Below are 26,750 nucleotides of genomic sequence, written 5' to 3'. Positions count from 1 at the left end.
CCAAAGCCGAAACCGCGCACAAGCCCTATGTCTGCAACGACACTCACACCGCCTTAGGGTCAAGGGCATAACTCGATGAAATGGTCTCAACGCTGTCGAGACTTTTACTGGGTGGGTCAGTGAGCGCTCGAACAAAGAGGATTTGATCTGGCACTCCGGCTCTTGGCACGACCAATGTTCCTGAATCGCCATGCGCAGGTAGAACTCACGTGCTCTGCCCGAGAACAACCAGGTTGTGGCTCCAGGACAATTGTCGCACCAGTGGTGCGACTTTCTTTTCAACCCGATAAAGCTCATAAAACTGCTGCATGCGGAACAGATTCGCTCGAGTAAAACCCCACAAGCCCGGCGGTTGTCGCGCAAGATAATCCGCCAACTGCCGGGCCACCCCATCGCCCCACTCCGCAGCCTCGATCTTGCGACTGATATAGGCGCCGACCTGCCAATACAGGTCCACCAGTTCGGTACCGGTCATCAAAGGTCGGAAACTGCTGCTTCACCCAACCTCACTGGCTAGGTCATCTACTTACTGGCCACCCACCTCGCCCCTTGCGCAGTCAACCGGTACTTCTGTACCGGGCTGCGTGGCGAATCGGGATCAGTCATTTCGATCAGTCCGGCGGCTAATGCCGGGGCCAAGTAGTTGTTACGGAAGGTGGGGCGGTGCACCAATTGCAAGTGCTGCATCAGCTCTCCCGCTTTGAGGGCAACGCTGCCGTCCAAGACGTGCAGCAGTCGAGCTACTTGGTCGCTTACTTGATCGGTTACTTGGTCGCTTTGTCTGCTATCAAGCAGAGCCTGCTGCAACGCTTGCAACATGAACTCGACAAAAGGTGTGGCCTCGGTTTGTTGATCCGCAGCACTCAGGGCAGCGTAATAAGCGTCCTGTTGCTCGCGAATCACCGTCTCCACCGGCAGCCAGGCCAGAACGGGACGCCATAGGCTCAATATCAGCGTTTGCCACAAGCGCCCCATCCGCCCGTTGCCGTCGGCGAACGGGTGGATGAATTCGAATTCGTAGTGAAATACACAGCTGGCAAGCAGTGGGTGCAGATCAGTGCTGGACAACCAGTTGAGCAGGTCGTCCACCAGCGTAGGCACGCGGCTGGGCGGCGGGGCCATATGCACCAACCTTTCCTCTCGGTAGATGCCGACCCCGGCACGACGCAACTGCCCGGCATCGTCGATAAGCCCGTGCATTAGCAAACCATGAGCCCCCAGCAAGTGCGCACGAGAGGATGGCTGCCAACCGGACATGGCCTCATAGGCGGCAAAGGCATTGCGCACCTCCTGGATCTCACGGGGCAGGCCTAACACCCGTCGACCATCCAGCACGGCCGTGACCTGTTCGATACTCAGCGTGTTGTTCTCGATGGCCAGCGAGGCCTGGATGGTGCGAATACGATTACCCCGCCGCAGCTGTGGCGTCAGGGTCGACTCATGCCGCGCCGACAGTCGCCCGACTTGCTCGCTGATCTCGGCGACCAAGGCGAGCATGGATGGGGTCAGGGTCAATGGCGGCTGGTAGCGGCTCATGGGGTTATCTGCTGCGCTGTGAATGGCGTGCGCCGGTGCGAGCGCAAATCTCCCACTTTCTGGCCGTCGGCAAGAGTGCTGGCAGCCTTTTGGCCCGTCATGGACTGACTCCTGCTGTCGACGCAGATGAATTGCGCAATGGAAAATGAAAAACCGATCACGAAGATGCGGCCCAAGATGAGCAGCATGATACCGGGCTCGCGGTTTTTCGTCAGAACCCTGGGTAACAGACTGCGCCTCACACCAGGATAAACAGCAATATCAAGCAATCGCTCCGGCAGGCACCCCGGCAACAACACCCAAGAGTCAACCTCCAACGCCCAAGTACTTTCGCCGTTTATGAGCATTGCGGCATTTGGCCATAAAAGCACAGAGCGGACACCAGGTCCCCTGCGTAATGGAGTGAGGAATCGCTTCCCAGGTGTGTCCGATGCTGCATATCCAACGCAGTTTGGTTTGCGAATCGACATAGTGTGCTGAAAGGCACCGACCACCATGTGCCTGAGCCAAAGTGTGCATGGTTTTGATGTCACTGCGCATGCTGTCGTAATAACACTGCCGACACCAAGTACCTTGCAAGACTCTTGCGGGTCCAGCGTCCCAGACATGACCTTCAGCACAGCGCCAAGTGAGTGGCGTGATGCCATTGACATAGCGTGAAGACAAACACTCGCCACCGCGCTTTCGGGCAACGGCCTGAACCTGCTCTAAGGTGTTGCAACGCGCCTCCACAGCACATACAGGGCACCAGCTATGGTGTTTCACACTAGCGGGCACTGCCTCCCAACGATGACCTTGGCCACACTCCCAGAGCAGGGCGCTTGCACTGTCGATATAGCTCTCGGACAAACAGCGACCTCCCCGCTGGGTCGCAATTTGCTGCATCGCCTCCAGCGTATCGCGCCGGCCTAAGCGGCAGCAGGTCGGACACCAACGGTCTTGTTTGATACTTGCCAGTGTTGCCTGCCAGCGATGCTCCTGGGCGCACTGCCACTCCAGAGGCATACGCCCTGACTCACAATGAGCCGACAGGCAGCGACCACCCCGTTCGAATGCAATACGCTGCGCCGTCTCCAGGGTACTGCGTCGTCGCACACGAGCACACACCGGGCACCAACTCCCCCGAATGACGCGGTAAGGGTCCGCCAGCCACTCATGACCATGCTCACAGCGCCAAGACAGTCGAGTAGCCAGATTGCGATAAGAGTCGGATAGGCACCGCCCTCCTCGCGATTGGGCCAGTTGCTGCATACCTTCAATGGTTTTAAGAGAGGGAGTGGTCATGCTGGGTATCGGTGGTCCTGATGGACGAGGATTTAGATTTGGTTGCTCAGGTTCAGCGCAGTATCGACTCGCGCTGCTCATTGACTAAATCGGTAACCGGTAGAGCAAATCAGTTTCCAACCGGTATCGACAAGCTGCCCGTACGTGATCGTCGATACGTCCTACGCTGACTAACTCTCGGCATTTCCTTTCGGATTGCTGGCGATCAGGCTGGCACCACAGGCTGTTTTCATTCCGTCGAGCGCCACGGGGATACCGCCAACATCCAGCAGGGCACTGCCCTCGGAAATCGGAAACACCCCTTTGCATAATGGGCACACAACCTTGTGGCCTACACCGGCCATGGGTTTGCTGTTCAAGTCGGTTTGGTTGAATGCTTCAATCACAGTGCCGCCGTGACTGGTGGAGTCGCCGAGTCGGATGATGTCCACATCTGCTCCTTTTCCGTTGTATGACCAAACACTTCTCCCTCAGCGGGCATTGTGCCCACCGAAGGATGAGTGTTCAGGTGTGGAAGGTGATGGTCCAGAGAGGAAACAGCCTCCGTCACAACACGAACTGATCTCTACTGAGTTTTACAGTTCGTCCATCCAGTTGCTGTTCGGCTTCAGGTCAGCCAAAAACTCCTCCAAGGCGTAGTCCGTTTGCACAACGGGCGGCTTCGGAGTCGGTGACACGACAGGGTTACCTACTGGCTGCGTTTGGGGAGCAGGGTCATCGCTGCTGGCAGTCTGCGGCATCAGGTTGACCCCAAAAGGATTGCTGACTGGTTTCTTGCCTGGTGTGGCCGAGGTGATGGAAATGATCGTCGCCCGATCCTGCCGGCGCATGGGCATGACGATGCTGGTATCGGCATTCAGATAGCTGGCCATGGTGGCCAGCGCGATGCCTACAAAAGGCGAAGCCGCCCCTGTGTCACCCAGCCGTTGGGTGAGATCGTAGCTCTCCCGTGACTCAAGCAGGTCAAGCGAGCTATGAGCGGCCTTCAGGGCAGGCAGCAGTTCAGCCAGAGGGGCCGTGTTCAAACCGCCATCGTAGAACAGCCGAGCTGGCTTCGGAGTGAGCCCATCCATAGCTTTTTGCCAGCCAGCAGCTAACTGGGCGGTCAAGGCCTCGCGCTTCAGACGCTCGCCAGTATCAGGGCGTTGCAACGACACGGTGACAGGCCGGTGAATTTTGGCCAACACAGGGAGAGCATCCCATTGCTCAAAAGCACGTTGGGTCCAGGGCTGTGGAATGAATTCCGATGGCTGGAATTCCACGGCGGGTTTGCGCCAGCCCCAACCAGTGAACTCGGGATCAATGGGATTCTTGTTCGTCTTCGCAAACTGGGCGTAATAGCGCAGCCATTCGACCCGTTCGGGACGACCGACGACCAGAGCGACCATTGAATCAGTGAGCTCGCCTGGTTGCCGAGGCCCGGTCCCAAGCCCTATGGGTTTATTGCCCTTGGTCGTCAATGACAAGGCCATGTTGAACCCCTCGTTAACGTATACCAGCAACGCAGGAAGATCAGGATTACGCTCGAATAACTGGAACAGAGATTCCACCACCCCTTCGGGGGTGTCATTGCAGACTATGCCGTCCTGTAAGTTACGAATGCGGTGCCAATGTAATCCCGCTGGATTCCGCATATCGTTGACCATGACCGACAGACTTTCTTGGGTCTCTTCAGGCGTAAAACGTAAATTGGGGGTTTGGGGATTCCAACCACGAACCACAGTAATGGTAGGAATCGGCCACTTTTCCAGGAAGTCTCGCAACCCCAACTCCAGCGCATCTGCTTCCCGCTTTTCAGAAGCCATATCCTTATCATCGGCAGTCACTGGATACTTCTTCGGATCCATAGGCAGGATGCTGCCAACATGCAGAGCCTCTGGCTGTTTTGCATTCTGCTCTTGTAACGTCTGCCAAGCCTGCCCCTGGCGAAACACATCCAGACTCATGCCGATACTGAGTACATCAAGAGTTTCCAAACGTGGTGAGGTAGTTGGGGCGCGGTAACGAGTATCAGTGGACACAGTGGTAGCCTCCTTGGCCGAGGTATAGGCAGTCACGGCCGCGGCCGGGCTGGCAAAACAGCGGGTAGACGTCAGAGAGGGGGTAGCCGCCAGAACCAGATGGCTGGTCAGCAGCAAACCAGGGATAGATAGATACGGGAGAATGCGGTGCATCAGACTTTCCCCCCAAAACTGATGGATTTACCCAGCCTTTTCCCACCCCAGGTCTGCGTGGCCACTAAGGAGGGCATCTCAGCCTTACCTACAGTATCTGGCAATGTGCCATTTTGGCGGTAGGTCACTGTGGAGTCGATCAGATCGCGATTCTTATCGTCTTCTATCCGATAAAAGCTCTGCACAGATTCGTCAGGAAGATCATTATCTAGATCTGCATCAGCCTGTGCCCTTCCTTTCGCTCGCTTGCTCTTCCAATCCAACCGCCAATCCGCCACGCGACAGAGATACGCATAGAACGTCATGTCATCGACACTCTCCCCTGCGCCGATGGCCACGTCATAGGCCAGTACCTGCCGACTGTGCTCCGGGTTGTTCGGAATGCCCGAGTGAAAGGACTGGGCCTCTTGATACTCCTCGCTTTGCAGGCGCAACCGGGCTTCGTAAGGCGTCTCTCCGCGGGTGATCAGTACCTGACCATTGCCCAACGACCGTGCGGAAAAAACATGAGCGCGCTGAGCGGGCTCATTGATGTCGTCACGAGCCTGCTGCACGCTGGCAGTATCACGGCCACGTTTAAAAGCTACTTGTTCATCTAGCGTCTCCTGACGGGCGTACTTCGGATCCTTGGGACGCCAGGCAGACTTGATACGGAGGGACTTGTCATTACTCAGACCAATAGCCGCATCGATGGGGTCCAGCTTGTCCATGATCTGATAAACACCACTGCTTGAGTCTTCCCCTGGCGCGGTCATGGTTCCGTCGGCCGAGAAATCTGCCTTTGCCGGCACAGGCAATAGAGGAGCAGTCAACATCACACTGGTGCCCGGCTTGAAACTGGCACGCCCACTCCGGTCCAATCCTCCTAAACCGGTGTCTTCCCAGGTTTTTTCCCCTTCAAGCAGCAGAGAGTAAGAATAGGGAGGCACGTGCTTGCCGATTTCTTCCTTCTGCCCATTGCGCTTGCGCAAGGTAAAGATGCGCTGGTAGAAGCGCTGCGGCAACACGGTACGTGCAGGCTGCCCATCAACGACATCCCCGATACCCTGCCAACCAATTCCCTGTACGTTGCCAAGACCCACAGTCTGATCTTGAGGTGTGAAGTAAAGGTAGGTGCATCCTCGGTTATCCCGTTCGTCAAATGAAACGGACTCTCCACGGATATTGGCTTGAGATGCTGTGCTGCCGGTCCATCCAGGCCCGCCAATAGCGCCGTAACCCTGGCAGTTTTTCAGCGCAACACTCGACAGTGCTGGAACCGGGTTCGGGGTACCCGCAATGAACTGAAGGATGCCGTTGAGGGTAGCGATACGGGCAGCTGTTGTTTGCTGCTCTAGCCATTTCTGGGTCTTTTCGTTGAAGGGTTGGAACAGGCTATAGGGCGAGTTGAGCATGATCACGCCATCGGCCGGTTTTATCGTTTCATCCTTGAGAAATGCATGGGCCAATAGGGTGAGCATCGTGCCCTGGCTATGTCCGACTATGTTGATGGTGTCATTGGGATAACGCTTGCGGATGATCTTGATCAACATGGCCAAGCGCATGGAAGCCAGCACCATGTAACGACGGCCTGCGGCTGAAAACAGCGGGTGGGTTAGGGTGCCACCAACAAAATTGAGGGGAAGGATACCGAACGGATAACCGTTGAAACCCTCCCCCCACATGTCGGGCAAATTGGTGGTAGCGTTAGCGAACTGCCCCCCCTCCTTAGTGCCGGTCTTATCCAGGCGGTTGTTGTTGCGGTCCAGCCACTCACCGTGGGGCTCGGTCTTGTTAATGTATTTTTCTTCCTCGCGAAAGCCCCAATAGAACGGAATGACCACGCTGCGGATAGTCCCACCATCGCTGGACGCGCTGAACTTGCGCCGGTAGTACACGGCATCGGGGTTGCTCGCCTTACCGTCATCATCAGAGGGTAGGCTGTATCCAGCCGATATCAGGTAACCCGGGTTACTGGCGCCGTTGGGCAGGGTCTGCGGCATATCCAGGCGTTCGTTCAGCCCCTGGCATAGACCACGCTCGATACGCTCATAGCAACCGGCAAGATCGTTGACCCCATGCACAATGATGGTCACGCAAGGTTTTGGCGGAGTTGCAATCAGATGCACGTCACCACCGCCAGGCAGGGTGATGGCCTTACCTGAACTGATTGTTCTCATCCGAACCGCATCATTCATTGCTGCTCTCCTTGCTTCTGCCTGGTAATCCTTCTGACCAGGCAGCTGTCTGAATTTGGGGGCCGCTACGAATCCGCTGGGCCCACCCGCTCTGGATCTTTATGCCCCAGCTTTTGAAAGCAACATGCGCACACTGGCGATGTTCATCGCATCTTTCTGCAATAACTGGGTAGCTCCCGTTGCATCGGTAGTGCCTTCGACAACCTCACCATTGGCCATGGTGATTTTGTAGGGCACATTGGGCATCGCCGATTGGCCATCGATCTGCTTGAGCATGAAACGTCGTTGGGTATCCCCCACCTTGAACTTCGGCAGCTCGGTATCGAGACTCGCGCCCCCCAGCATGCTGTGTTTGGCAGCTTTGACGGTAAAGTTGCCCGGCATGCCCAGCTCGATGTTGCCACCCTTAAGGGTGAGGTAAGCGCCACCGCACATCAGCGTGATGTGTTCCTTCGCGGAGACCAGTACATGGTTGTTGCTCGCACTGACCTCCACACTCTGATCCGCCTCCAGGCGGATATTGTTCTTCTGCGCCTGCAGTAACATCAGCCCCTGATGGGCGATGTGGCGCATCTCACCGCTTTGCGCGAACAACCCCAGGTCGGTGCCGGCATTGACCACGAACCTCTACCCCGAGGTCAGTTGCTGGTTCTGCTGGGCCACGCTGTCGATATGCTCGCCAGCCGCCAGAATGACGCTGTTAGGCGACGCCACCGCAACACCGGCCTGACCGCTCAGGGCGATAGCAGGTTTACCACCGTTGGTTTTGCCTGACTCATCATTGGCTCCATGCCCCAGATCGCGAACTGCTTCGCTGAGTGTTTTCTGAGGGTCTTTATCGTGATCGATGCCTTGGTTATCGGCGGCATAGTCACCCAGGCCCTTGGCCAATTGCAGGGCAGCCTCCAGCACTTGAATGACCGTGCCACGGTCAAGGTGACCACCGCTGGCATTCAACTGTTCTTCGGTGCTGAGCAGCAGGCCCTTGGCTGCTCGCATTGCACCATGTTCGTCGGTACGCAGTTCGAAACCTTCACCCCGTGGCGCGCCGCCGCTAGGACGCGGGTGAGTCAGGTACCCCAGGTGCAGCGCGGTGCTGCCGTGGTCGCTCATCAGCGCGGCACTGATCTCTTTGGTGGTGTCGTCGATGCGCAGTTCGTTGGCACGGCTGCCTTTGTATTCCTTGCTCTTGATGGTGCTGAGGATCTTGTGATTCGGCAGTTGGTACGGTGGCATGTTGCTCGCACGGTAAGTGCGGCCCGTGATGATCGGTTGGTCACAGTCGCCATCGAGGTAGTCGACTATGACTTCCTGGCCAATTCGCGGGATCGCCATATGGCCCCAGTCTGCACCGGCCCAGTTTTGTGATACCCGGATCCAGCAGGAGCTGAACTCGTTGTCCTTGCCCTCCCGGTCCCAGGGGAACTGAACCTTTACCCGGCCGAACTCGTCGGTGTGGATCTCCTCTCCTTCCGGGCCCACCACGCTGGCGATCTGCGGCCCGTCGATACGAGGTCTGGGCAGAGGCACCGGGCGCCACTCCATCTGTTCGGGAATGATCTCGGCGGTGAAGTCGTAGCTCACGCCCATTTCGGCGTCGGCGGACTCTTCTTGCTGGCTGGCGTGCTGCACCCCTCGGTGGGTGATTCGCACCGATCGCCACCAGCAGTTGAAGTCTTGCCGGGGGTGGCCCGTCAACTGGAAGGAAAGGCCCGGAATCAAGCGCGGATCGTCACCTTCGACCTGGACGACCTGCGTGTCCTGTCGGTGGCCCCGCAAGCGGTTTTCGGTGAAGGGTTTGCCGGCTGCGCTGGCCTTGTAGCGTCCTGGATAGTCATAGCGCTCATAGTGCGGCGCCTGGTGTTCCAGGTCCTCGCCGACCAGACGCTGTTGCTGGTTGAACGCGGGACGCTTGAAGGTGTAGTCGCGCTGAGTCTGTTCGGCCGTGCGGACGTTTTCCGTGTAGCTGAACGCGTACAGCACGGGCCGTTCAGCGTCCCCCGCCGGCTGCGTGCTGTACAGCACCGGATCGCCCTGGATGCGTTCCTGAACGTAGAGCTTGTCACTCTGGATCAGCGTGTGAGAGGTCGCATCGGATTTGAAGTAATAGAACAGGCCCTCCTCTGTGGAAAGCCGATCGAACCAATACAGGTCGGTGTCCCCCGCCTGGGTACAGTATTCGCGGGACAGGTGCTCGGTATAGGTGTTCTGCTGATAGTCCAGGATGCCATGCTCAGCCAACACCGACTTGAGTATTTCGGGCACGCTTTTCTGCTGGAAGATCCGCCAGTCGGAACTCAGGCCAAGCCGGGCAAGCTGCGGCTCGACCACCACGCGGTAGCGGGTGCGACGAAAGCCGGTTTTGCCCTGGGTGAAGCTGGAGACCAGACCGTGGACATGGCGGACAGCCGTGGTGCCTTGCCAGATCGTCAGCAACGCCGGCTGATCGAGGGCCTGGGCAAAATCGATGGTTGGGTTGTCACTGGCCAGTTCGAGCGTCAACCGATAAGGCTCGCAAATGGCTTCTTCCAGGGTGAACTCTACGACCTCGAACTCCATCCGGCCGGACAGCACGGAGAAGGTGAATCTCAAATCCCTTTGGCGCATATAACTAATCCCTAGTCAAAATAATGGATGCTGCGCGGGGAAGCGAACCTCAACCGCTTAGCGGAGCCGATACTTAGCGAGCACCTAACGAGATACAGCAACCGACTCGTGAGCGTCACAGGCACCATCGTTGAGCATTCGGAGCAATACTTCGGATATGGCCTGACCGCCTGCTGGCCAGGTCAATGTCGAATACGCAGGTTTACCGAAGGGCTCATTGCCGATGACGACAAGGACTTGAAAGGCATGTTTGAGACCGTTAAGGGCCAAACTGAATAGCGCTTGCGGAAAAACATTGAACATCCATTGTTCCTTTTCACCGTGGTGATGCACGGGGTTTGTCACGACCATGGTGGTGCCAAAGACACACTGAACAAGTCACACCGAGCCATCACAAGCTCGCTTTTTGAGTACGCTAACAAGGCTGCGAAAAAATTGCTTTAGGAAACGTCCTAAAACTCATCCTTTTTTGCAATAGCTCAGAATTGGGCTAGCGAGTGAGAGCAGAGACAACGGGGAGCGCCTCCAGGTAGAAATCCAGCTTGCCCAGGTGTTCCGGCTCGAAGCGCCCGACCTTGAGTTCAATGGCCACCAGGCAATTCAACCCGCGATGAAACAGCAGCAGATCCAGCACAAAATCGCGCCCGCCGACCTGCAATGGGTAGCGTGAAGCGACAAAACAGAAGTCCCGCCCCATTTCGATCAGAAAGTCTTTCAGTTGCTGCACTAACCCACTGTGCAGATCGGCTTCGCTATGCCCCTGGGCCAGGTCAAGAAACTCCACCACATAGGCATCCTTGAACACCCTCAACGCCTCGGGATGCAATTGTCTCAACGCTGTCGAGACTTTTGCCGGTTGGGTCAATGAGCGCTCGAAAAGGGCCGATTTGATCTGGCGCTCCAGCTCCCGACGCGACCACTGCTCCTGAACCGCCATGCGCAGGTAGAACTCACGCTCCTTAGGCTGTTTGCTCTGCCCAAGAACGACCAGGTTATGGCTCCAAGACAATTGTCGCACCAGTGGTGCGACTTTCTTTTCACCCCGATAGACCTCATAAAACTGGCGCATACGAAACAGATTGGCTCGGGTAAAACCCCGCAACCCCGGCTGCTGCCGCGCAAGATAATCCGCCAGTTGCTCGACCACTCCATCGCCCCACTCCGCCGCCTGGATCTTGCGACTGATATAGGCGCCGACCTGCCAATACAGCTCCACCAGTTCGGTATTCACCGCCCGCACCGCCCGTTGGCGCGCGGCGGCGATCATGTGCGCCACTTCGTTGAAGGCCGCATCGGTGGATGGCAGTGCTTGATTCATAAAAAAGGTCCTGCCTGAAGGATGTAGTCCACCATCATCAGGCGGCCCTCAATCAACGTGCAGTCAGCCGCGTCTCTTTCTATTGAGCGAAATTTCCTGGATTGAGCAACGCCGGCAGCTCTGTCACCCCGGCATGCACTCAAACCCATGCGCACTCGCCACCTGCTTCCCCTGGGCATCAAACAACCGCGCCCGCACCTCGGTGCCCAGGGTCGACTCCACCAGCTTGTAATGCTCCCCCGCCTGGAAGTTCGGGTAGCTCACATGCCCGCGGCAATCGACCTGGTTGGAGTCGCCGCCGACCTCCTCGAACAGGGTCACGTCCAGGCGGTGGGCGCCGGGTTGGACTTCGAAGTAGCGGCCGTCGTCGACGTTCTTGCCGTCGACCCGCTCGGCCATCAGGTCGCTGGGGCCCTCTTCTTCGAGGCTGATCCAGGCTTCCCTGGGGTCGGGCTGGGGCATCGGGCCGGCGCAGGCGGACAACAGCAGCACCAGGCTCAGGGCGGGAATCAGCAGCAGGGGTTTGGCATTCATGGCAGGTACCTCGGCAGTAAATATCGACACAGGGCGAAGCGAAAAAAGCAGTCGCGCCGGATTGCCATGCAGCTTGTCGAGGCCCTGTTCAGAGGACAAATGAATCCCCGTGAAAGGAAATTCAGGCCTTACCTAAAACTTCCTTCACCTGGCTGAAAGCCGCGTGTTAGGTGGGTCGCCGGAGACTGCCGAGCTTTGTTTCCGCCTCGGAGGTCCACCCCATGCTCGGGCTGGTCAAGACCGCTCTGCTCAAGCCCTACACGTTTATCGTGCTGGCGATTTTTATCTGCATCATCGGGCCGCTGGCGGCGCTGCGTACGCCCACCGATGTGTTCCCCGATATCGGCATTCCGGTGGTGGCGGTGGTCTGGCAGTACACCGGCCTGTCGCCGGACGCCATGGCCGGGCGGGTGATCTACACCTACGAGCGCTCCCTGAGCACCACGGTCAACGACATCGAGCACATCGAGTCGCAGTCGCTGCCGGGCATGGGCATCGTCAAGATCTTCTTCCAGCCGGGGGTGGATATCCGCACCGCCAACGCCCAGGTCACGGCGGTGTCGCAAACCGTGCTCAAGCAGATGCCGCCGGGCATCACCCCGCCGCTGATCCTCAACTACAGCGCCTCGACGGTGCCGATCCTGCAGATGGCCTTCTCCAGCCCGACCCTGTCGGAAGCAAAAATCCGCGACCTGGTGCAGAACAATATCCGCCTGCCCCTGAGCTCCGTGCCGGGGCTGGCGATGCCGACGCCCATGGGCGGCAAGCAGCGGCAGATCACCCTGGATCTGGACCCGCAGGCGCTGGCGGCCAAGGGCCTGTCGGCACAGGACGTGGGCAATGCCCTGGCGGCGCAGAACCAGATCATCCCGGTAGGCACCGCCAAGCTCGGCGGCGACGAATACACGGTGCTGCTGAATAACAGCCCGACCGCCATCGACGAGCTCAACGACCTGCCGATCAAGACCGTGGACGGCGCGCTGATCACCATCGGCCAGGTGGCCCATGTGCGCGACGGCTCGCCGCCGCAGAGCAATATCGTGCGGGTCGACGGCCATCGCGCGGTGCTGATGCCGGCGCTGAAGAACGGCAATATCTCCACCCTGTCGATCGTCGATGGCATCCGCCAGATGCTGCCGCGCATCGACGAAACCCTGCCGCCGGCGCTGAAGACTTCGCTGCTGGGCGACGCCTCGGTGTTCGTCAAACAGTCGGTGGGCAGCGTGGCCCGGGAAGGCATCATCGCCGCGCTGCTGACCAGCGCGATGATCCTGCTGTTCCTCGGCAGCTGGCGCTCCACACTAATCATCGCCGCCTCGATCCCCCTGGCGGTGCTCGCGGCCATCGCCCTGCTCGCCGCCAGCGGCCAGACCCTGAATGTCATGACCCTGGGTGGACTGGCGCTGGCGGTGGGGATTCTGGTGGACGACGCCACGGTGACCATCGAGAACATCAACTGGCACCTGGAACAGGGCAAGGCGGTGAAGGCCGCGATCCTCGATGGTGCGAAACAGATCGTCGGCCCGGCCTTCGTCTCGCTGTTGTGCATCTGCATCGTCTTCGTGCCGATGTTCCTGTTGCAGGGCATCGCCGGTTACCTGTTCCGACCCATGGCCCTGGCGGTGATCTTCGCCATGGCCAGCTCGTTCATCCTCTCGCGGACCCTGGTGCCGACCCTGGCCATGTACCTGCTCAAGCCCCATGTGCCGGAAGCAGGCCCGGGGCATCACCCGGAAGACGAATTCATCAACCACCACGAGGGCGAGCAGCACGCCCCGCCGCGGCATGCCCTGGTGCGTGGGCTGCTGGGGTTCCAGCAGGCTTTCGAGCGGCGCTTCTCCACTGTCCGCGACACCTACCACGGCCTGCTGACCCTGGCCCTGGCCCACCGCAAGCGCTTCCTGCTGGGTTTCCTCGCCTGCGTGCTGGCCTCCTTCGCCCTACTGCCGAGCCTCGGCCAGGACTTCTTCCCGGCCACCGACGCCGGCGCCCTGGCCCTGCATGTACGCCTGCCCCTGGGCACGCGGATCGAGGAAAGCGCGGCGGCCTTCGACCGCATCGAGGCGCGGATTCGCGAGGTGATTCCGCCGGAGCAGCTGGACAGCGTGATCGACAATATCGGCATCCCCCTGAGCGGCATCGACATGGCCTACAGCAGCAGCGGCACCATCGGCCCGCAGGACGGCGACATCCAGGTCACCCTCAAGCCCGGCCACGCGCCGACCGCCGACTACGTGAAGCAATTGCGCGAAGCCCTGCCGGAAAGTTTCCCCGGCAGCCAGTTCGCCTTCCTGCCGGCGGACATCAGCAGCCAGATCCTCAACTTCGGCGCGCCGGCGCCGCTGGACGTGAAAATCTCCGGCCCTAACGGCGCCGCCAACCGCGCCTATGCCCTGGCGCTGCAACGGCGCCTGCAACATGTGCCGGGCATCGCCGACCTGCGTATCCAGCAGTCCACCGGCTACCCCTCGCTGGCGGTCAAGGTCGACCGCTTGCGGGCCAACGGCCTGGGGATTACCGAGCGCGACGTGACCAACAGCATGGTGGCGTCGCTGGCCGGCAGCTCCCAGGTGGCGCCGACCTTCTGGCTCAACCCGCAGAACGGCGTGTCCTACTCGATCGTCGCCGCCACTCCGCAATACCGCCTGGACAGCCTGCCGTCCCTAGAGGCGCTGCCGGTGACCGGCAGCAACGGCCAATCGCAGATCCTCGGCGGCCTGGCCAGCATCTCGCGGGTGGACAGCCCGGCGGTGGTCACCCACTACAACATCCAGCCGACCCTGGACCTCTACGCCAACGTCCAGGGCCGCGACCTGGGCGGCGTGGCCCAGGATATCCAAAAAGTCCTCGACGACAGCCAGGCGCTGCGGCCCAAGGGCGCGACCATCAGCCTGCACGGGCAGATCGACGCCCTGCATGAAGCCTTCAGCGGCCTGAGCCTGGGCCTGCTGGGCGCGGTGGTGCTGATCTACCTGCTGATCGTGGTCAACTTCCAGTCCTGGCTCGATCCGTTCGTGATCATCACCGCGCTACCGGCGGCCCTGGCCGGGATCGTGTGGATGCTGTTCCTCAGCGGCACCTCGCTGTCGGTGCCGGCGCTGACCGGGGCCATCCTCTGCATGGGCGTGGCCACGGCCAACTCGATCCTGGTGGTGAGTTTCTGCCGCGAACGCCTGGCCGAACACGGCGATGCCCTGAAGGCCGCGCTGGAAGCCGGTTACACGCGCTTTCGCCCAGTGTGCATGACCGCCCTGGCGATGATTATCGGCATGCTGCCGCTGGCCCTGTCGGAGGAGCAGAACGCGCCCCTGGGCCGCGCCGTGATCGGCGGCCTGATCCTCGCCACCACTGCCACCCTGCTCTTCGTTCCCGTGGTGTTCAGCCTGGTCCACGGGCGTCACCCCACTCGCGCTGTCGCTGGAGAAAGTACCCATGTCGCCTGAACACACCCCCTCGCGCAAACGCCTGCTGTGGCTGGGCATCGGCGGCCTGACCCTGGCCGCCCTGCTGGTGGCCAACGGTCTGGCCGCGCGCAGCCGCCATGAACGCGCGGTGGCCGCCTGGACCGAAACCGCCGCCGTGCCCCAGGTGCTGGTGTTGCAGCCACAGCAGAACCGCCAGGGCGACACCCTGCGCCTGCCAGCGCACCTGGAAGCCTGGAGCAAGGCACCGATCCACGCCCGGGTCAGCGGCTACCTGAAAAGCTGGAACAGCGACATAGGCACCAAGGTCGAGGCCGGGCAAGTTCTCGCCGAAATCGACAGCCCCGACCTCGACCAGCAGATGGCCCAGGCCCACGCCCGGCTGGTGCAGGAACAGGCCAATGCGCGCCTGGCGCAGACCACCGCCGTGCGCTGGCAGAACCTCGTGGCCAGCCACTCGGTGTCGCGCCAGGAGGCCGATGAAAAAACCTCCAACGCCGCGGCCGCCAAGGCCAATGCCGAAGCGGCCGCCGCCGATTACGCGCGGCTCTCGGCCCTGGAGGACTACAAGACCATCCGTGCGCCCTTCGCCGGCACCATCACCGCGCGCCACACCGATATCGGCCAGTTAATCAAGGCCGACAACGACAGCGATCCGCAGCTGTTCGACCTGGCCGACACCCACAAGCTGCGGCTCTACGTGCCGGTGCCGCAGAACTACGCCAGCGTGATCCGCCCCGGCCTCAGCGCCGAGCTGACAGTGCCGGAACACCCCGGCCAGCACTTCAGCGCGCGGCTGCTCGGCGACTCCACCGCCATCGACCAGCGCTCCGGCACCCTGCTCGCCCAGTTCGTCGCCGACAACCCCGACGGCGCGCTGCTGCCCGGCGACTATGCCGAAGCCGCCCTGGCCCTGCCCGCCGACACCCGGGGCCTGAGCATCCCGGCCAGCGCGCTGATCTTCCGCGCCCAGGGCACCCAGGTGGCGCTGCTCGACGAGCACAATCACGTGCACCTGCGGGACATCCATATCGGCCTCGACCTCGGCGCACGGCTGGTGATCGACCAGGGCCTGCAAGCCGCCGACCGGGTGATCGACAACCCGCCCGACGCCCTGCGCGAAGGCGACCTGGTGCAACTGGCCGACGCCGGAGGTGAGCATGCGCCCAAGGCTTGAACCGCTTGCTGTCTTGCTGTTGCTGGCCCTGCAAGGCTGCTCCCTGGCGCCCGGCTACCAGGTGCCAACCGTGGAGCTGCCGGCCCACTACCGCGAACAGACCAGCGACGGGCCCTGGCATCCGGCGCAACCAGCAGATCAACTGGCCAGCCAGTGGTGGCTGCTGTACCAGGACCCGCGCCTGGATGACCTGCAACAGCGCCTGCTCAAGGCCAACCCGGACCTGGCGGCGGCGCTGGCACACTTCGACGCGGCTCAGGTCTATGCCAGCCAGCTGCATGCCGGGCTGTTCCCGCAGATCAGCGCCAGCGGCCAGTCACTGCGCCAACGACAGTCGGACAATCGGCCGTTGCGCGGCAGCAGCCAGCCTTCGGTGTACAACAGCAACACCGCGGGTTTTGCCCTGAGCTTCGACCCGGACCTGTGGGGGCGGATTCGCAACCAGGTGGCCGCCGGCGATGCCCAGGCCGAGGCGTCGGCCGACGATCTGGCGGTGGTGCGCCTGAGCCTGCAACAGCAGTTGGCGGCGCTTTATGTGCAGCTCAATGGCCTGGATGCACAGCGCGCGATCCTCAGCCAGTCCCTGGACGATTACGCCCAGGCCCTGCAACTGACCCGCAGCCGCTACCAGGGGCAGATCGCCTCGGAGCTGGACCTGACCCGCGCGCAAAGCCAACTGGCCAGCGCCGAGGCCGAGCTGGACGAAGTGCGCGGACAACGCAACCTCACCGAACACGCGATCGGCGAACTGGTGGGCGAGCCGGCCAGCCAGTTCCAACTGCCCGCGGCCACTCAGGCACTGACCCTGCCCGGCGTGCCACAACAGCTGCCCAGCGCCCTGCTGCAACGCCGCCCGGACATCGCCGCCGCCGAACGCCGGGTGTTCGCCGCCAACGCCAACATAGGCGTGGCCCGGGCCGCCTGGTACCCGGACTTCAGCCTCACCGGCCTGCTCGGCGGGCAGACCCAGGGCAGCGGAAACCTTCTGGCGGCGGGCAATCGCTATTGGGCGCTGGGGCCCCTGGTCAACCTGCCGATCTTCGACGGCGGCCGCCTGAGCGCCAACGAACGCCAGGCCCACGCCGAATTCGAGGAAGCCGCCGCCCATTACCGCAGCCAGGTGCTGCGGGCGGTGCGCGAGGTGGAGGACAACCTGGGACAACTGCGGGATTTGCGCCAGGAGGCGCTGGATCAGCAGGCGGCGGTGAATGCCGCGCAGCACACGCAGACTTTGGCCATGAACAGCTATCGGGCGGGGGCGGTGAGTTATCTGGAGGTGGTGACGGCGCAGACCGTAGCGTTGCAGGCGCAGCGGGGGTTGCAAGCGCTGCAGACGCGGGAGTTGTTGGCGAGTGTGGGGTTGGTTACGGCGTTGGGTGGGGGGTGGAAAGCTGGAGCCTGAAGCCGGAGGCAGGGCTATAGAAAGCTCGATCCTCCTGCGTACATATCCGTTTCTGCGGTAACGGCGACTTAGGGTTCCGCCCTTACGGCGGGTCACTTTGGAAGAGCGCCAAAGTAACCAAAACGCTTTGCCCCTGGCGTCCGGTCCTCGCTAAGGCTCGGATTCCCTCGCTCCGGTCCTGCTCCGTGGGCCGCCGCCACAGGCCATCCATGGCCTGGGGCGGCTAACTCGGCATCCCTGCCGAGTTGCCCACTGCGCAGAACCTCCACTCGGCCTCCCGATGGGGCAAACAATCAAAAGCAACGCGAGGCGGCCTACCGGCCGGCCTGTGTTTGAAAGCGTGCGTTCTGTAGCCGTGTAACCCTGTAGCCGCTGCCGCAGGCTGCGATCGGCCCGAAGGGACGCCAAGCCTGTATCCGCGGTTTGCCTGATGTACCTCAGCGCCTGGTTTTACGGGCGCTTCGCGCCCGTGCGCAGCCTGCGGCAGCGGCTACAGGGAGCGCACTCCCCCAGGCCGGCCGGCAGGCCGCCGTCTTGCTTTGGCTTTGGCTTTGGCTTTGGCTTTGGCTTTGGCTTTTGATCTGAAGGCCCCGTTAACCACGATGGCCGAACGCAGGTATTGAGCCGTGGGTAACCCGGCAGGGATGCCGGGTTAGCCGCCCCAGGCCATGGATGGCCTGTGGCGGCGGCCCACGGATCAATGCCGGAGTGAGGGCATGCCGAGCCTAGGCGAGGCACCGAGTGGTGGGGCGAAACGTTTTTGGTTCCTTTTTAGGCGTTTGTAAAAAGGGACTCGCCGTAAGGGCGAAACCATAAGCCGCCGTGACCGCAGGAATGGATATGTACACCATCCAAAAAATGCAGTGCCGGAACCGACGCCATCGCGAGCAAGCTTCGCTCCTACAGATGCCAAAAAACGTGACCTGCCGCGAGAACGAAACCGCCAGCATCCAGCTCCTCAGATATGGCAACTACTCAACCCATTCTTCTCCAGATACCGCTGATGCCCTTCATCCGCCAACTCAAACCGCCCCAACGGCACAACCACCGTAGCCACAGGTTTACTCAGACGTCCCGAGTCCTGCAAAGCCACCTTGGCCACCCGCGCCTCCCCAGCCTGCCCACCATCATGATAAAAAATCGCCGAACGATATTTCCCCCCACCATGCTCCCCCTGCCGATCCACCGAGGTGGGATCGTGCAGCCCCCAGAAGTGTTCGATCAGGCGGGTATACGCCAGCACCTGTGGGTCGAAATCCACCTGCACCACTTCAATCTGCAAGGCTTCGTCCGCCGCCTCCACGGCGTAGCCCACCCGTGTCTCCACCACCCCCGGCAGCGCCCGGAACGCGGCTTCCGCGCCCCAGAAACAGCCCGCGCCGAAGGTCGCCTGCTTGATCCCGCTCATGTTCCGATACTCCTCGCTCACTGCACCGATCCGACTTTCTCGCCGCTGGCGCCCAGCCACTGATCGACGATCGCCGGGTTGGCCTGGACCCAGGCCTTGGCCGCTTCCGCCGCCGGTTGTTGTTCCTTCTCGATCCTGAGGATCAGGTCATTCAACACCTGCGGGTCGATGCTGAAGTTTTCCAGGAAGGCGGCGATCCGTGGCGCGCGTTTCTGTAGCGAGGTGGAGGCCAGGACATAGACCCGGGCGTCCGGGTAGGCGCAGGTGATCTTGCTCTTGTTCAGCCAGTCGGCATCCACCGTCGGGCTGACGAATTTCCAGCAGCCGTCGGCCTTGTACAGCGGGTCGCCCTTCTTGTTGTCCTGGGCGTAGCCGTCGAACGCCGGCTCGTCCAGGCGGCGCAGGTCGAAGGCGGAGAAGATCCAGTCCGGGGTGTAGGCGTAGAACACCACGCCGCGCTGGGCCTTGTAGGCCGCCGCGAGTTTGGCGTAGGTCACCGAGGCTTCGGTGGACACCGACTCGAACTGGTCGGCAAAGCCGAAATCCTTGGCCTTGATCTGGCCTATATAGGTCGACTCCCAGCCCGCCGGGCCCACCAGCAATTGCGCCTTGCCGCCGCCCAGGGGTTCGAAGAGTTTCGCCACTTCGGTTTTCTGCAGGTCGTAGACCGATTTCACGCCGTATTTGTCTTGCAGGTAGCCGGGGATATAGAAGCCCTGGACCCCGAGGTAGGGTTGCTTGTTCGGCACCAGGGAGCGAGTGCCGCCGGTGACGTACTTGGCCCAGGCGGCGGATTGATTAGGCAGCCAGATATCGGTCAGCACATCCACCGAACCGTCGCCCTTGGCCGCGGCGGCGAACAGTACCGGTATGTCACCGGCCAGGTACGACACGTCGCCGTCGAGGCGGCTTTTGATCACCTCGCCGAGAATGTTCTGGATGGCGATGGCGCCGGTCCAGTTCTGTTCGCCGATGACGATCTTGTCCTTGGCCAGCACCGGTAGGGACAACCCCAACAGCAGCGCGGCGGCGCCCAGGGTACGGGAAAACGACTTGTTCAAGAGACACCTCATGGCTGATGGAAAGCGCGATCCCGCTGGCGCAGGGTCGCTTGAATGATGCGGTCGGGAATCAGCGCGCAGAACACGATCGCCGCGCCGGCCAACATGCCCTCGCCGCCCTTGATATTGCGCAGCGCGGTCATCACGTCGTAGCCCAGGCCGCCGGCGCCGATCAGCGCCGCGACCACCACCATCGACAGGCTCATCACCAGGGTCTGGTTGATCCCCAGCAGCAGCGAGCCGGCGGCCAGGGGCAGCTCGACCTTGGTCAGGATCTGCCACGGCGTGGCGCCGTGGGCCAGGGCCGCTTCAACGGCGGTCCTGGGCACTTCCTGGATCCCCAGGGCGGTGAGGCGGATCATCGGCGCCAGGGCGAAGATCAGCGTGGCGATCACCGCCGGGGTCTTGCCCACCGAGAAGAATGCGACCGCCGGGATCAGGTACACGAAGGTCGGCAGGGTCTGCATCACGTCCAGCAAGGGCGTGATCAGGCGCCGGGCCAGGGCGCGCTTGGCCAGGAGGATGCCGGCGGGCACGCCGATCAGCAGCGACAGCAGCACCGAGGAACCCACCAGGGCCAGGGTGGCGATGGTCCGCTCCCAGAAACCGAACAGGCCGATATAGAGCAAGGCCGCCGCGCTGGTCAGGGCCAGGGCCGCGCCGGCCGAGCGCCAGGCCAGCAGCACCAGGGCCAGCGCCGGCACCGGCCAGGGCAGCCAGCCCAGCAGGCTTTCGATGCTCTCGATCACCGTGCGCACGGCGACTATCACGCCGACGAAGGTGCTTTCGAAGGTGGCCTGGGACCAACCGATCAATTGATCGATGGCGGCCGCGGTGCTCAGCAGCGCCTGGCGGTCGGCGGGAAATTGCAGCCAGGGGCCGCTGGCATCCACGGCCACCACCCGCCACAGCACCAGGCCCTGGCACAACAGCAGCACCAGCCACGGCAGGCGCCAGTCGGAACGGCCCTGGCGGCTCGGGCGGCGGGCCAGGGTCACGCTGAGCAGGCGGCTGAGCAACAGGCCAAGAATCGCCAACCCGGCCCAACCCAGGCTGGCGCTGGCCAGCCACTGGCCCAGGGCACTGGCCGCCGCCAATTCCAGGGCGAAGCCCAGCCAATACAAGGCGCCATGCCCGCTGGCGGCCAAGGCCGCCGGCCCCAGCAACAGCGCCTGTTGGAAGGAAAACCCCGGGGCCACGGGCGCCGGAGCGGCCGCTGTTTTAGCCGAAGCAACAGGCGCCGCGGCGACTGTGTTGCTGCACGCGCCGTGCTCCTGAAAGAAATCCGCCACCTCGGCGTCCGCCGGGTGCTGCAGCAACTCGTCGGGGCTGCCGAGCTGGATCAGATGGCCCTGGCGCAGCACCGCGATGCGGTCGGCCAGGCGCAGGGCCTCGGCCGGGTCATGGGTCACCAGCAAGGTGGTGATGCCGCGCTCGCGCACCAGGCGCAGGAAGTGGCTTTGCAGGTCGCGGCGGATGGTCGGGTCCAGGGCGCTGAAGGGTTCGTCCATCAGCAGGATGTCCGGCTCGCTGACCAGCGCCCGGGCCAGGCCGACCCGCTGCTGCATGCCGCCGGACAGCTCATGGGGATAGTGCTCGCCCCAGCCCTCCAGGCCCATGGCCCGCAGCTGCACATCGGCGGCGGCCTGGCGCAGCGCCTCGGGTTCGCCGCGCAACTCCAGGGGCAAGGCGACGTTGTCGCGCACGCTGCGATGGGGCAGCAGGCCGAAGTGCTGGAAGACCATGCCAATGCGCCGCGAACGCAGGGTGCGCAGGTCCTTGGCCGAGAGCTGGCTGATCGCCGCGCCGTCGATCAGCGCTTCGCCGCTGCTGGGTTCGATCAGCCGGTTGATATGCCGGAGCAAGGTGGACTTGCCACTGCCGGAGGTGCCCATCAGGCACAGCACTTCGCCACGGCGCACGCTGAGGCTGACCTGCTCCACCGCCGGCGCGGACGAGCCGCGGCCGTAGCTTTTGGTCAGGTTGCGCAGCTCCAGCACCACCTCGGCGCTGGCCGGTTGCGGGGCGGACGAGGCTGGGACGGCAAAGGCCGCTTGGGGGTGAACGGCAGACACGGGAACTCCTGACGCCGGGCGTGCAGCCAACGGCGGTGATGAAAATAAAAAGGGGGAGGTCTTTTCGCCGGCCAGCCGGCTCCTACACAAATCCCTGCAGGAGCCGGCATTGCCGGCGAATGCGGACTAACGCTCAATCACAAATGCGTGGGGCTCCACAGCTGCACCGCGCGGGCATCCACCGGCTTGGGCAAGAGTTTTTCCTGGTAGAAGGCATCGGCGATTTTCTGTTGCTCGCCCAGGGCGTCCGGCTGCACTGCCTCCACCTTGTAGGTGCGGCGACTGTTGGCCAGCTCCACCGTGGTCACATCCAGGTTGCCCCACAGCGGGCCGAGCAATTTCGCCGCCTCCGTCGGGTGCGCCTTGACCCAGGTGCCGGTCTTCTGCAACTCGGCGAACACCTGCTTCAGTACTTCCGGGTGAGCCTTGGCGTAATCGTTGGAGGCCAGGTAATAACGCCGGTAGCTGGCCAGGCCCTGGCCGTCGTGCAGCACCCGCGCGCCCTGCTGGCGTTCGGCGCTGGCGACGAAGGGTTCCCAGGTGACCCAGGCATCGACCTTGGCGGTTTCCAGGGCGGCGCGGCCGTCGGCCGGGGTCAGGTACACCGGCTGGATATCGGCGAAGCTCAGGCCGGCCTCGCGCAGCGCGGCGATCAGCAGGTAATGGCTGCCAGCGGCCTTGGTCACGGCGATGCGCTTGCCCTTGAGATCGGCCAGGGATTTGAGGCTAGAGTCCTTGGGAATGACTATGGACTGGGCGGCGGGCGACGGGGTCTCCGTGGCGAAATAGGTCAGCTTGGCCCCGGCAGCCTGGGCGAACACCGGCACGGTGTCGGCGACGTCGGCGCTGATGTCGACGTTGCCCACGTTCAACGATTCCGCCAGGGGCAGGCCGCTGGTGAATTCATGCCAGGAGATCTTCACGCCCTGCCCCGCCAGTTGTTTTTCCAGGGTGCCCTGGGCCTTGAGCACCGCCAGCAGGGTCGAGGATTTCTGGTAGCCGATACGCAGGTCGGTATCGGCCTGGGCATCGAGGGCCATGCCCAGCGCCAGACCGGCCAGGGCGGAGATCGACAAGCTACGACGCAAAGCAAAGGGCAGGCGCATGGGGGCGGACCTTCTGGGAGACAGGAAAGTCGCTAAAAGCTAATCGATCTAAGAATTAAGATATAAATACTTTTTAGGAATTAGCTTAGGTTCGGGTGGACGATCCCAAGCTGCATGCGATGGCCGATCACAACATCACCCTGTAGCCGCTGCCGAGCCCGCGAGGCTGCGATAGGCCCGCAGGGCCTCGGTTCTCGATATCCCGACGGGCCTCTATCGGTCTTGAGATCGCCGCGCCCGTGCCGGGCGATCGCAGCCTGCGGCAGCGGCTACAGGTGTCTGTCAGCGATTTCAGCGCTGCTCTTACGATTATCGCGGGCAAGCCTCGCTCCTACAGAAGCAATCCGCGTTCCAGTAGGAGCGAGGCTTGCCCGCGATGGCGTCAGTGCAAACACCCTCAATTCAGGCTCAGGCCACGCGCTGCCCCTTGGCAACCGCCTGGGACGCCGCCAGCATTGCCCGCAGCAACACCGCGCAACCGGCGGCGAGGTCGTCGGGGTCGGCGTTTTCGATTTCGTTGTGACTGATGCCGCCTTCGCAAGGCACGAAGATCATCCCCGCCGGGCCCAGCTCAGCGACGAAGATCGCGTCGTGCCCGGCGCCGCTGACGATATCCATATGGCTCAGGCCCAGCCCCTGCGCCGCCTCGCGCACCGCATCGACACAGATCTTGTCGAAATACAGCGGCGGAAAGTCCGCGGTCGGTTGCATTTCAAAGGTCAGGCCATGTTCTTCGCAGGTGCTGTCGATCACCTGGCGCACCTCGGCGATCATCGAGTCCAGGCGCGCCGGTTCCAGGTGCCGGAAGTCCAGGGTCATGCGTACTTCCCCGGGGATCACATTGCGCGAACCGGGATAGGCCTGCAGGCAGCCCACAGTGCCACAGGCATGGGGTTGATGGCCGAGGGCGGCGCGGTTGACCGCGGCCACCACCGCCGCCGCGCCGACCAGGGCGTCCTTGCGCAGGTGCATCGGGGTCGGGCCGGCGTGGGCCTCGACGCCGCGCAACTTCAGGTCGAACCATTTCTGGCCAAGGGCGCCGAGTACGACGCCTATGGTTTTCTTTTCGTCCTCGAGGATCGGCCCCTGCTCGATATGGGCTTCGAAGTAGGCCCCCACCTTGTGCCCGCTGACCTTGCGGCTGCCGGCATAGCCGATGGCGTTCAGCGCATCGCCGACGCTCACGCCCTCGGCATCGGTCTTGGCCAGGGTTTCTTCGAGGGTGAATTTCTCGGCGAACACCCCGGAGCCCATCATGCACGGCGGGAAGCGCGAACCTTCTTCGTTGGTCCACACCACCACTTCCAGCGGCGCCTCGGTTTCCACCCCGAGGTCGTTGAGGGTGCGCAGCACTTCGAGCCCGGCCAGCACGCCGAAGCAGCCATCGAACTTGCCGCCGGTGGGTTGGGTGTCGATATGGCTGCCGGTCATCACCGGCGGCAGCTGCGGGTTACGCCCGGGGCGGCGGGCGAAGATATTGCCGATGCCATCCACCGTGACCGTGCACCCCGCGGCCTCGCACCATTGGACAAACAGGTCACGGGCCTGGCGGTCGAGGTCGGTCAGGGCCAGGCGACAGACCCCGCCCTTGACCGTGGCCCCGAGCCTCGCCAGTTCCATGAGCGACTGCCACAGGCGGTCGCGGTTGATGTGCCGGTGGCTGGATTGCAGAACGTCGACGGCAGCGTTCATGGTGATCTCCTCAGGCTTTTCTGGTTGTGGTTGACGAGGGGTCCTTTGAGGGTGCACTCGTCTGGAGCGATGCAGTGTTCGATAGATCCCATCGCGGGCAAGCCTCGCTCCTACAGAAGCATGCGATTTTCTTCTGTAGGAGCGAGGCTTGCCCGCGATGCTTTTACGTTTTACACCGGCGTCTTGGCGGTCGCGGTTTGCGGGCTGCCCAGGCTGCACAGCCCGTAGTAAATGATCCCGCCCAGCGCCGAGCCGGTGAACCAGCCGTAGCTGTAGAACCAGCTGAACGCATCGCTGCCCAGGGACAGCAGGGTCAGCGCCACTGGCACGCCAAAGGCGATAAAGCCGTACCCGTTCCACGTCGGGTAGACGTCATCGCGGTACAGCCCGGCCAGGTCCAGCTGCTGTTTGCGGATGATGAAATAGTCCACCACCATGATCCCGGCGATGGGCCCCAGCAGACTGGAGTAACCCAGCAGCCAGTTGGAATACACGGTCTCCAGGCTGACGTCCGAGACCAGCAGGCCGAGCTTTTTCAGCAGCTCATGGGCCATCAGCGCCAAGCCGACGAGCCCGGTGAGGATCACCGCCTTGGTACGGCCGATCAGCTTGGGCGCGATGTTCTGGAAGTCGTTGGTCGGCGAGACGATGTTCGCCGCGGTGTTGGTCGACAGCGTGGCGATGATGATCAGCGCCATGGCCAGTGCCACCCAGCCGGGGCTCTGGATATGGCCGATCAGGCTCACCGGGTCGGAGACGGTGACGCCCACCAGTTTCACCGAGGCGGCGGTCATCACCACCCCCAGGGCGGCGAACAGGAACATGGTCAGCGGCAGGCCGAAGATCTGCCCGAGGATCTGGTCCTTCTGGCTTTTCGCGTAGCGGCTGAAGTCCGGGATATTCAGCGACAGGGTGGCCCAGAAACCGACCATCGCCGTAAGCCCGGCGAAGAAGTAGCTGTAGACGCTGGCGCCTTCCGGACGCTTGGGCGGGATCGCCAGCAGCTCGCTCAGGGACACATTGGGCAAGGCCCATACCAGCAGCCCGATGCCCACCGCCACCAGCAGCGGCGCCGACAGGGTTTCCAGCCACTTGATCGACTCGGCGCCACGCAGCACCACCCACAGGTTGAGGGTCCAGAAAATCATGAAGCCGATCACCTCGCCGGTGCCGCCCAAGGCTTTCCAGCCCTCGAAGATCGAGCCGAGGAACAGGTGGATCGCCAGGCCGCCGAACATGGTCTGGATGCCGAACCAGCCGCAGGCCACCAGAGCGCGGATCAGGCATGGCACGTTGGAGCCGATGACGCCGAACGACGCACGCAGCAGCACCGGGAACGGAATGCCGTACTTGGTGCCGGCGAAGGCGTTGAGGGTCAGGGGGATCAGTACCACGATATTGGCCAGCAGGATCGCCAGCAGCGCCTCACCCACCGTCAGGCCGAAATAGGCGGTGAGCACGCCGCCCAGGGTGTAGGTCGGCACGCAGATCGACATGCCGACCCACAACGCAGTGATGTGCCATTTGTTCCAGGTGCGCTCGTGGACCTTGGTCGGCGCGATATCGTGGTTGTAACGGGGGCTGTCGAGCACGTCGCTGCCGGCGTCCAGCTCGTACAGGCCGGCACGCTCGGTCACTTGAGATCTGTTCTGTTGCATGGCCGCTCCACTTTTTTCTGATTATTTTTGCTCATCGGGCGGGCCGGCAGACGTGCTGCCAGCCCGGCGATGGCCGGAGAACTGACGACTTTTACCGACCGGCCATCCTGTCGACGGCG

General features: G+C 62.3%; 15 protein-coding genes and 3 pseudogenes. 3 read left to right on the top strand and 15 right to left on the bottom strand.

Annotated features, from left to right (window positions below; all coding sequences use genetic code 11):
• Positions 1–84: 84 nt before the first annotated feature.
• From C4K38_RS12435 to C4K38_RS12395, 9 genes and pseudogenes are all read right to left on the bottom strand, one after another.
• Positions 85–466 (bottom strand): annotated as a pseudogene (locus C4K38_RS12435) (DUF1016 N-terminal domain-containing protein); the annotation flags it as partial.
• 56 nt (positions 467–522) lie between these two features.
• Positions 523–1,536, bottom strand: coding sequence for a Fic family protein (locus C4K38_RS12430; protein ID WP_053278590.1), 1,014 nt, complete (start codon positions 1,534–1,536; stop codon positions 523–525).
• Complete coding sequence (locus C4K38_RS12425; RefSeq protein WP_124345277.1) at positions 1,533–1,724, bottom strand: hypothetical protein; 192 nt, start codon at positions 1,722–1,724, stop codon at positions 1,533–1,535. The genes C4K38_RS12430 and C4K38_RS12425 overlap by 4 nt, the downstream gene beginning before the upstream one ends.
• Before the next feature lie 1,266 nt (positions 1,725–2,990).
• Positions 2,991–3,251: a PAAR domain-containing protein gene (locus C4K38_RS12420; protein WP_053278588.1), complete on the bottom strand. Its 261-nt coding sequence runs from the start codon at positions 3,249–3,251 to the stop codon at positions 2,991–2,993.
• 144 nt (positions 3,252–3,395) lie between these two features.
• Positions 3,396–4,994 (bottom strand): type VI lipase adapter Tla3 domain-containing protein, encoded by a 1,599-nt coding sequence (locus C4K38_RS12415; RefSeq protein WP_124345276.1) that lies wholly within the window; start codon positions 4,992–4,994, stop codon positions 3,396–3,398.
• On the bottom strand, positions 4,994–7,171 hold the full coding sequence (locus C4K38_RS12410; protein ID WP_053278587.1) for a T6SS effector phospholipase Tle3 domain-containing protein: 2,178 nt from the start codon (positions 7,169–7,171) through the stop codon (positions 4,994–4,996). Before C4K38_RS12410 ends, C4K38_RS12415 begins: the two co-directional genes overlap by 1 nt.
• Before the next feature lie 99 nt (positions 7,172–7,270).
• Positions 7,271–9,778 (bottom strand): annotated as a pseudogene (locus C4K38_RS12405) (type VI secretion system Vgr family protein).
• A 517-nt stretch (positions 9,779–10,295) separates the two neighbouring features.
• A pseudogene (locus C4K38_RS12400) lies at positions 10,296–11,096 on the bottom strand (PDDEXK nuclease domain-containing protein); the annotation flags it as partial.
• Between the two features lie 123 nt (positions 11,097–11,219).
• Positions 11,220–11,630, bottom strand: coding sequence for a PA0061/PA0062 family lipoprotein (locus C4K38_RS12395; RefSeq protein ID WP_053278585.1), 411 nt, complete (start codon positions 11,628–11,630; stop codon positions 11,220–11,222).
• Positions 11,631–11,851: 221 nt separating this feature from the next.
• Here C4K38_RS12395 and C4K38_RS12390 point away from each other — a divergent pair, with 221 nt between their 5' ends.
• The 3 genes from C4K38_RS12390 to C4K38_RS12380 are packed head-to-tail and all read left to right on the top strand — an operon-like array spanning position 11,852 to position 17,631.
• Complete coding sequence (locus C4K38_RS12390; RefSeq protein WP_053278584.1) at positions 11,852–15,073, top strand: efflux RND transporter permease subunit; 3,222 nt, start codon at positions 11,852–11,854, stop codon at positions 15,071–15,073.
• On the top strand, positions 15,063–16,229 hold the full coding sequence (locus tag C4K38_RS12385) for an efflux RND transporter periplasmic adaptor subunit (protein ID WP_053278583.1): 1,167 nt from the start codon (positions 15,063–15,065) through the stop codon (positions 16,227–16,229). Before C4K38_RS12390 ends, C4K38_RS12385 begins: the two co-directional genes overlap by 11 nt.
• A complete protein-coding gene (locus tag C4K38_RS12380) occupies positions 16,213–17,631 on the top strand; it encodes an efflux transporter outer membrane subunit (protein ID WP_053278582.1) in 1,419 nt (472 codons plus the stop codon). The genes C4K38_RS12385 and C4K38_RS12380 overlap by 17 nt, the downstream gene beginning before the upstream one ends.
• Positions 17,632–18,589: 958 nt before the next feature.
• Here the strand turns inward: C4K38_RS12380 and msrA are convergent.
• From msrA to C4K38_RS12340, 6 genes are all read right to left on the bottom strand, one after another.
• Positions 18,590–19,039, bottom strand: a complete 450-nt coding sequence (msrA, locus tag C4K38_RS12365) for a peptide-methionine (S)-S-oxide reductase MsrA (RefSeq protein WP_053278581.1) — start codon at positions 19,037–19,039, stop codon at positions 18,590–18,592.
• Positions 19,040–19,056: 17 nt separating this feature from the next.
• Positions 19,057–20,112, bottom strand: coding sequence for an ABC transporter substrate-binding protein (locus C4K38_RS12360; protein WP_053278580.1), 1,056 nt, complete (start codon positions 20,110–20,112; stop codon positions 19,057–19,059).
• Positions 20,109–22,175: an ATP-binding cassette domain-containing protein gene (locus C4K38_RS12355; protein WP_053278579.1), complete on the bottom strand. Its 2,067-nt coding sequence runs from the start codon at positions 22,173–22,175 to the stop codon at positions 20,109–20,111. The genes C4K38_RS12360 and C4K38_RS12355 overlap by 4 nt, the downstream gene beginning before the upstream one ends.
• A 137-nt stretch (positions 22,176–22,312) precedes the next feature.
• Positions 22,313–23,281, bottom strand: coding sequence for an aliphatic sulfonate ABC transporter substrate-binding protein (locus tag C4K38_RS12350; protein WP_053278578.1), 969 nt, complete (start codon positions 23,279–23,281; stop codon positions 22,313–22,315).
• Between the two features lie 408 nt (positions 23,282–23,689).
• Positions 23,690–24,973: a Zn-dependent hydrolase gene (locus tag C4K38_RS12345; protein WP_053278577.1), complete on the bottom strand. Its 1,284-nt coding sequence runs from the start codon at positions 24,971–24,973 to the stop codon at positions 23,690–23,692.
• 170 nt (positions 24,974–25,143) lie between these two features.
• Entirely contained in the window at positions 25,144–26,631 is a 1,488-nt protein-coding gene (locus C4K38_RS12340) for an NCS1 family nucleobase:cation symporter-1 (RefSeq protein ID WP_053278576.1), read from the bottom strand.
• Positions 26,632–26,750 lie beyond the last annotated feature (119 nt).

It is taken from the genome of Pseudomonas chlororaphis subsp. piscium (assembly GCF_003850345.1).
Lineage (GTDB): Bacteria > Pseudomonadota > Gammaproteobacteria > Pseudomonadales > Pseudomonadaceae > Aquipseudomonas > Aquipseudomonas piscium.
Note: the sequence above shows the minus strand (reverse complement) of the source record. Positions and strands in the feature narration are given on the sequence as shown.

What these genes read in the sequence shown, in the direction of transcription:
- C4K38_RS12430 (WP_053278590.1), bottom strand. Translation starts at nt 1,536, where the DNA reads ATGAGCCGCTACCAGCCGCCATTGACCCTGACCCCATCCATGCTCGCC.
- C4K38_RS12425 (WP_124345277.1), bottom strand. Translation starts at nt 1,724, where the DNA reads ATGCTGCTCATCTTGGGCCGCATCTTCGTGATCGGTTTTTCATTTTCC.
- C4K38_RS12415 (WP_124345276.1), bottom strand. Translation starts at nt 4,994, where the DNA reads ATGCACCGCATTCTCCCGTATCTATCTATCCCTGGTTTGCTGCTGACC.
- C4K38_RS12410 (WP_053278587.1), bottom strand. Translation starts at nt 7,171, where the DNA reads ATGAATGATGCGGTTCGGATGAGAACAATCAGTTCAGGTAAGGCCATC.
- C4K38_RS12395 (WP_053278585.1), bottom strand. Translation starts at nt 11,630, where the DNA reads ATGAATGCCAAACCCCTGCTGCTGATTCCCGCCCTGAGCCTGGTGCTG.
- C4K38_RS12390 (WP_053278584.1), top strand. Translation starts at nt 11,852, where the DNA reads ATGCTCGGGCTGGTCAAGACCGCTCTGCTCAAGCCCTACACGTTTATC.
- C4K38_RS12385 (WP_053278583.1), top strand. Translation starts at nt 15,063, where the DNA reads ATGTCGCCTGAACACACCCCCTCGCGCAAACGCCTGCTGTGGCTGGGC.
- C4K38_RS12380 (WP_053278582.1), top strand. Translation starts at nt 16,213, where the DNA reads ATGCGCCCAAGGCTTGAACCGCTTGCTGTCTTGCTGTTGCTGGCCCTG.
- msrA (WP_053278581.1), bottom strand. Translation starts at nt 19,039, where the DNA reads ATGAGCGGGATCAAGCAGGCGACCTTCGGCGCGGGCTGTTTCTGGGGC.
- C4K38_RS12360 (WP_053278580.1), bottom strand. Translation starts at nt 20,112, where the DNA reads ATGAGGTGTCTCTTGAACAAGTCGTTTTCCCGTACCCTGGGCGCCGCC.
- C4K38_RS12350 (WP_053278578.1), bottom strand. Translation starts at nt 23,281, where the DNA reads ATGCGCCTGCCCTTTGCTTTGCGTCGTAGCTTGTCGATCTCCGCCCTG.
- C4K38_RS12345 (WP_053278577.1), bottom strand. Translation starts at nt 24,973, where the DNA reads ATGAACGCTGCCGTCGACGTTCTGCAATCCAGCCACCGGCACATCAAC.
- C4K38_RS12340 (WP_053278576.1), bottom strand. Translation starts at nt 26,631, where the DNA reads ATGCAACAGAACAGATCTCAAGTGACCGAGCGTGCCGGCCTGTACGAG.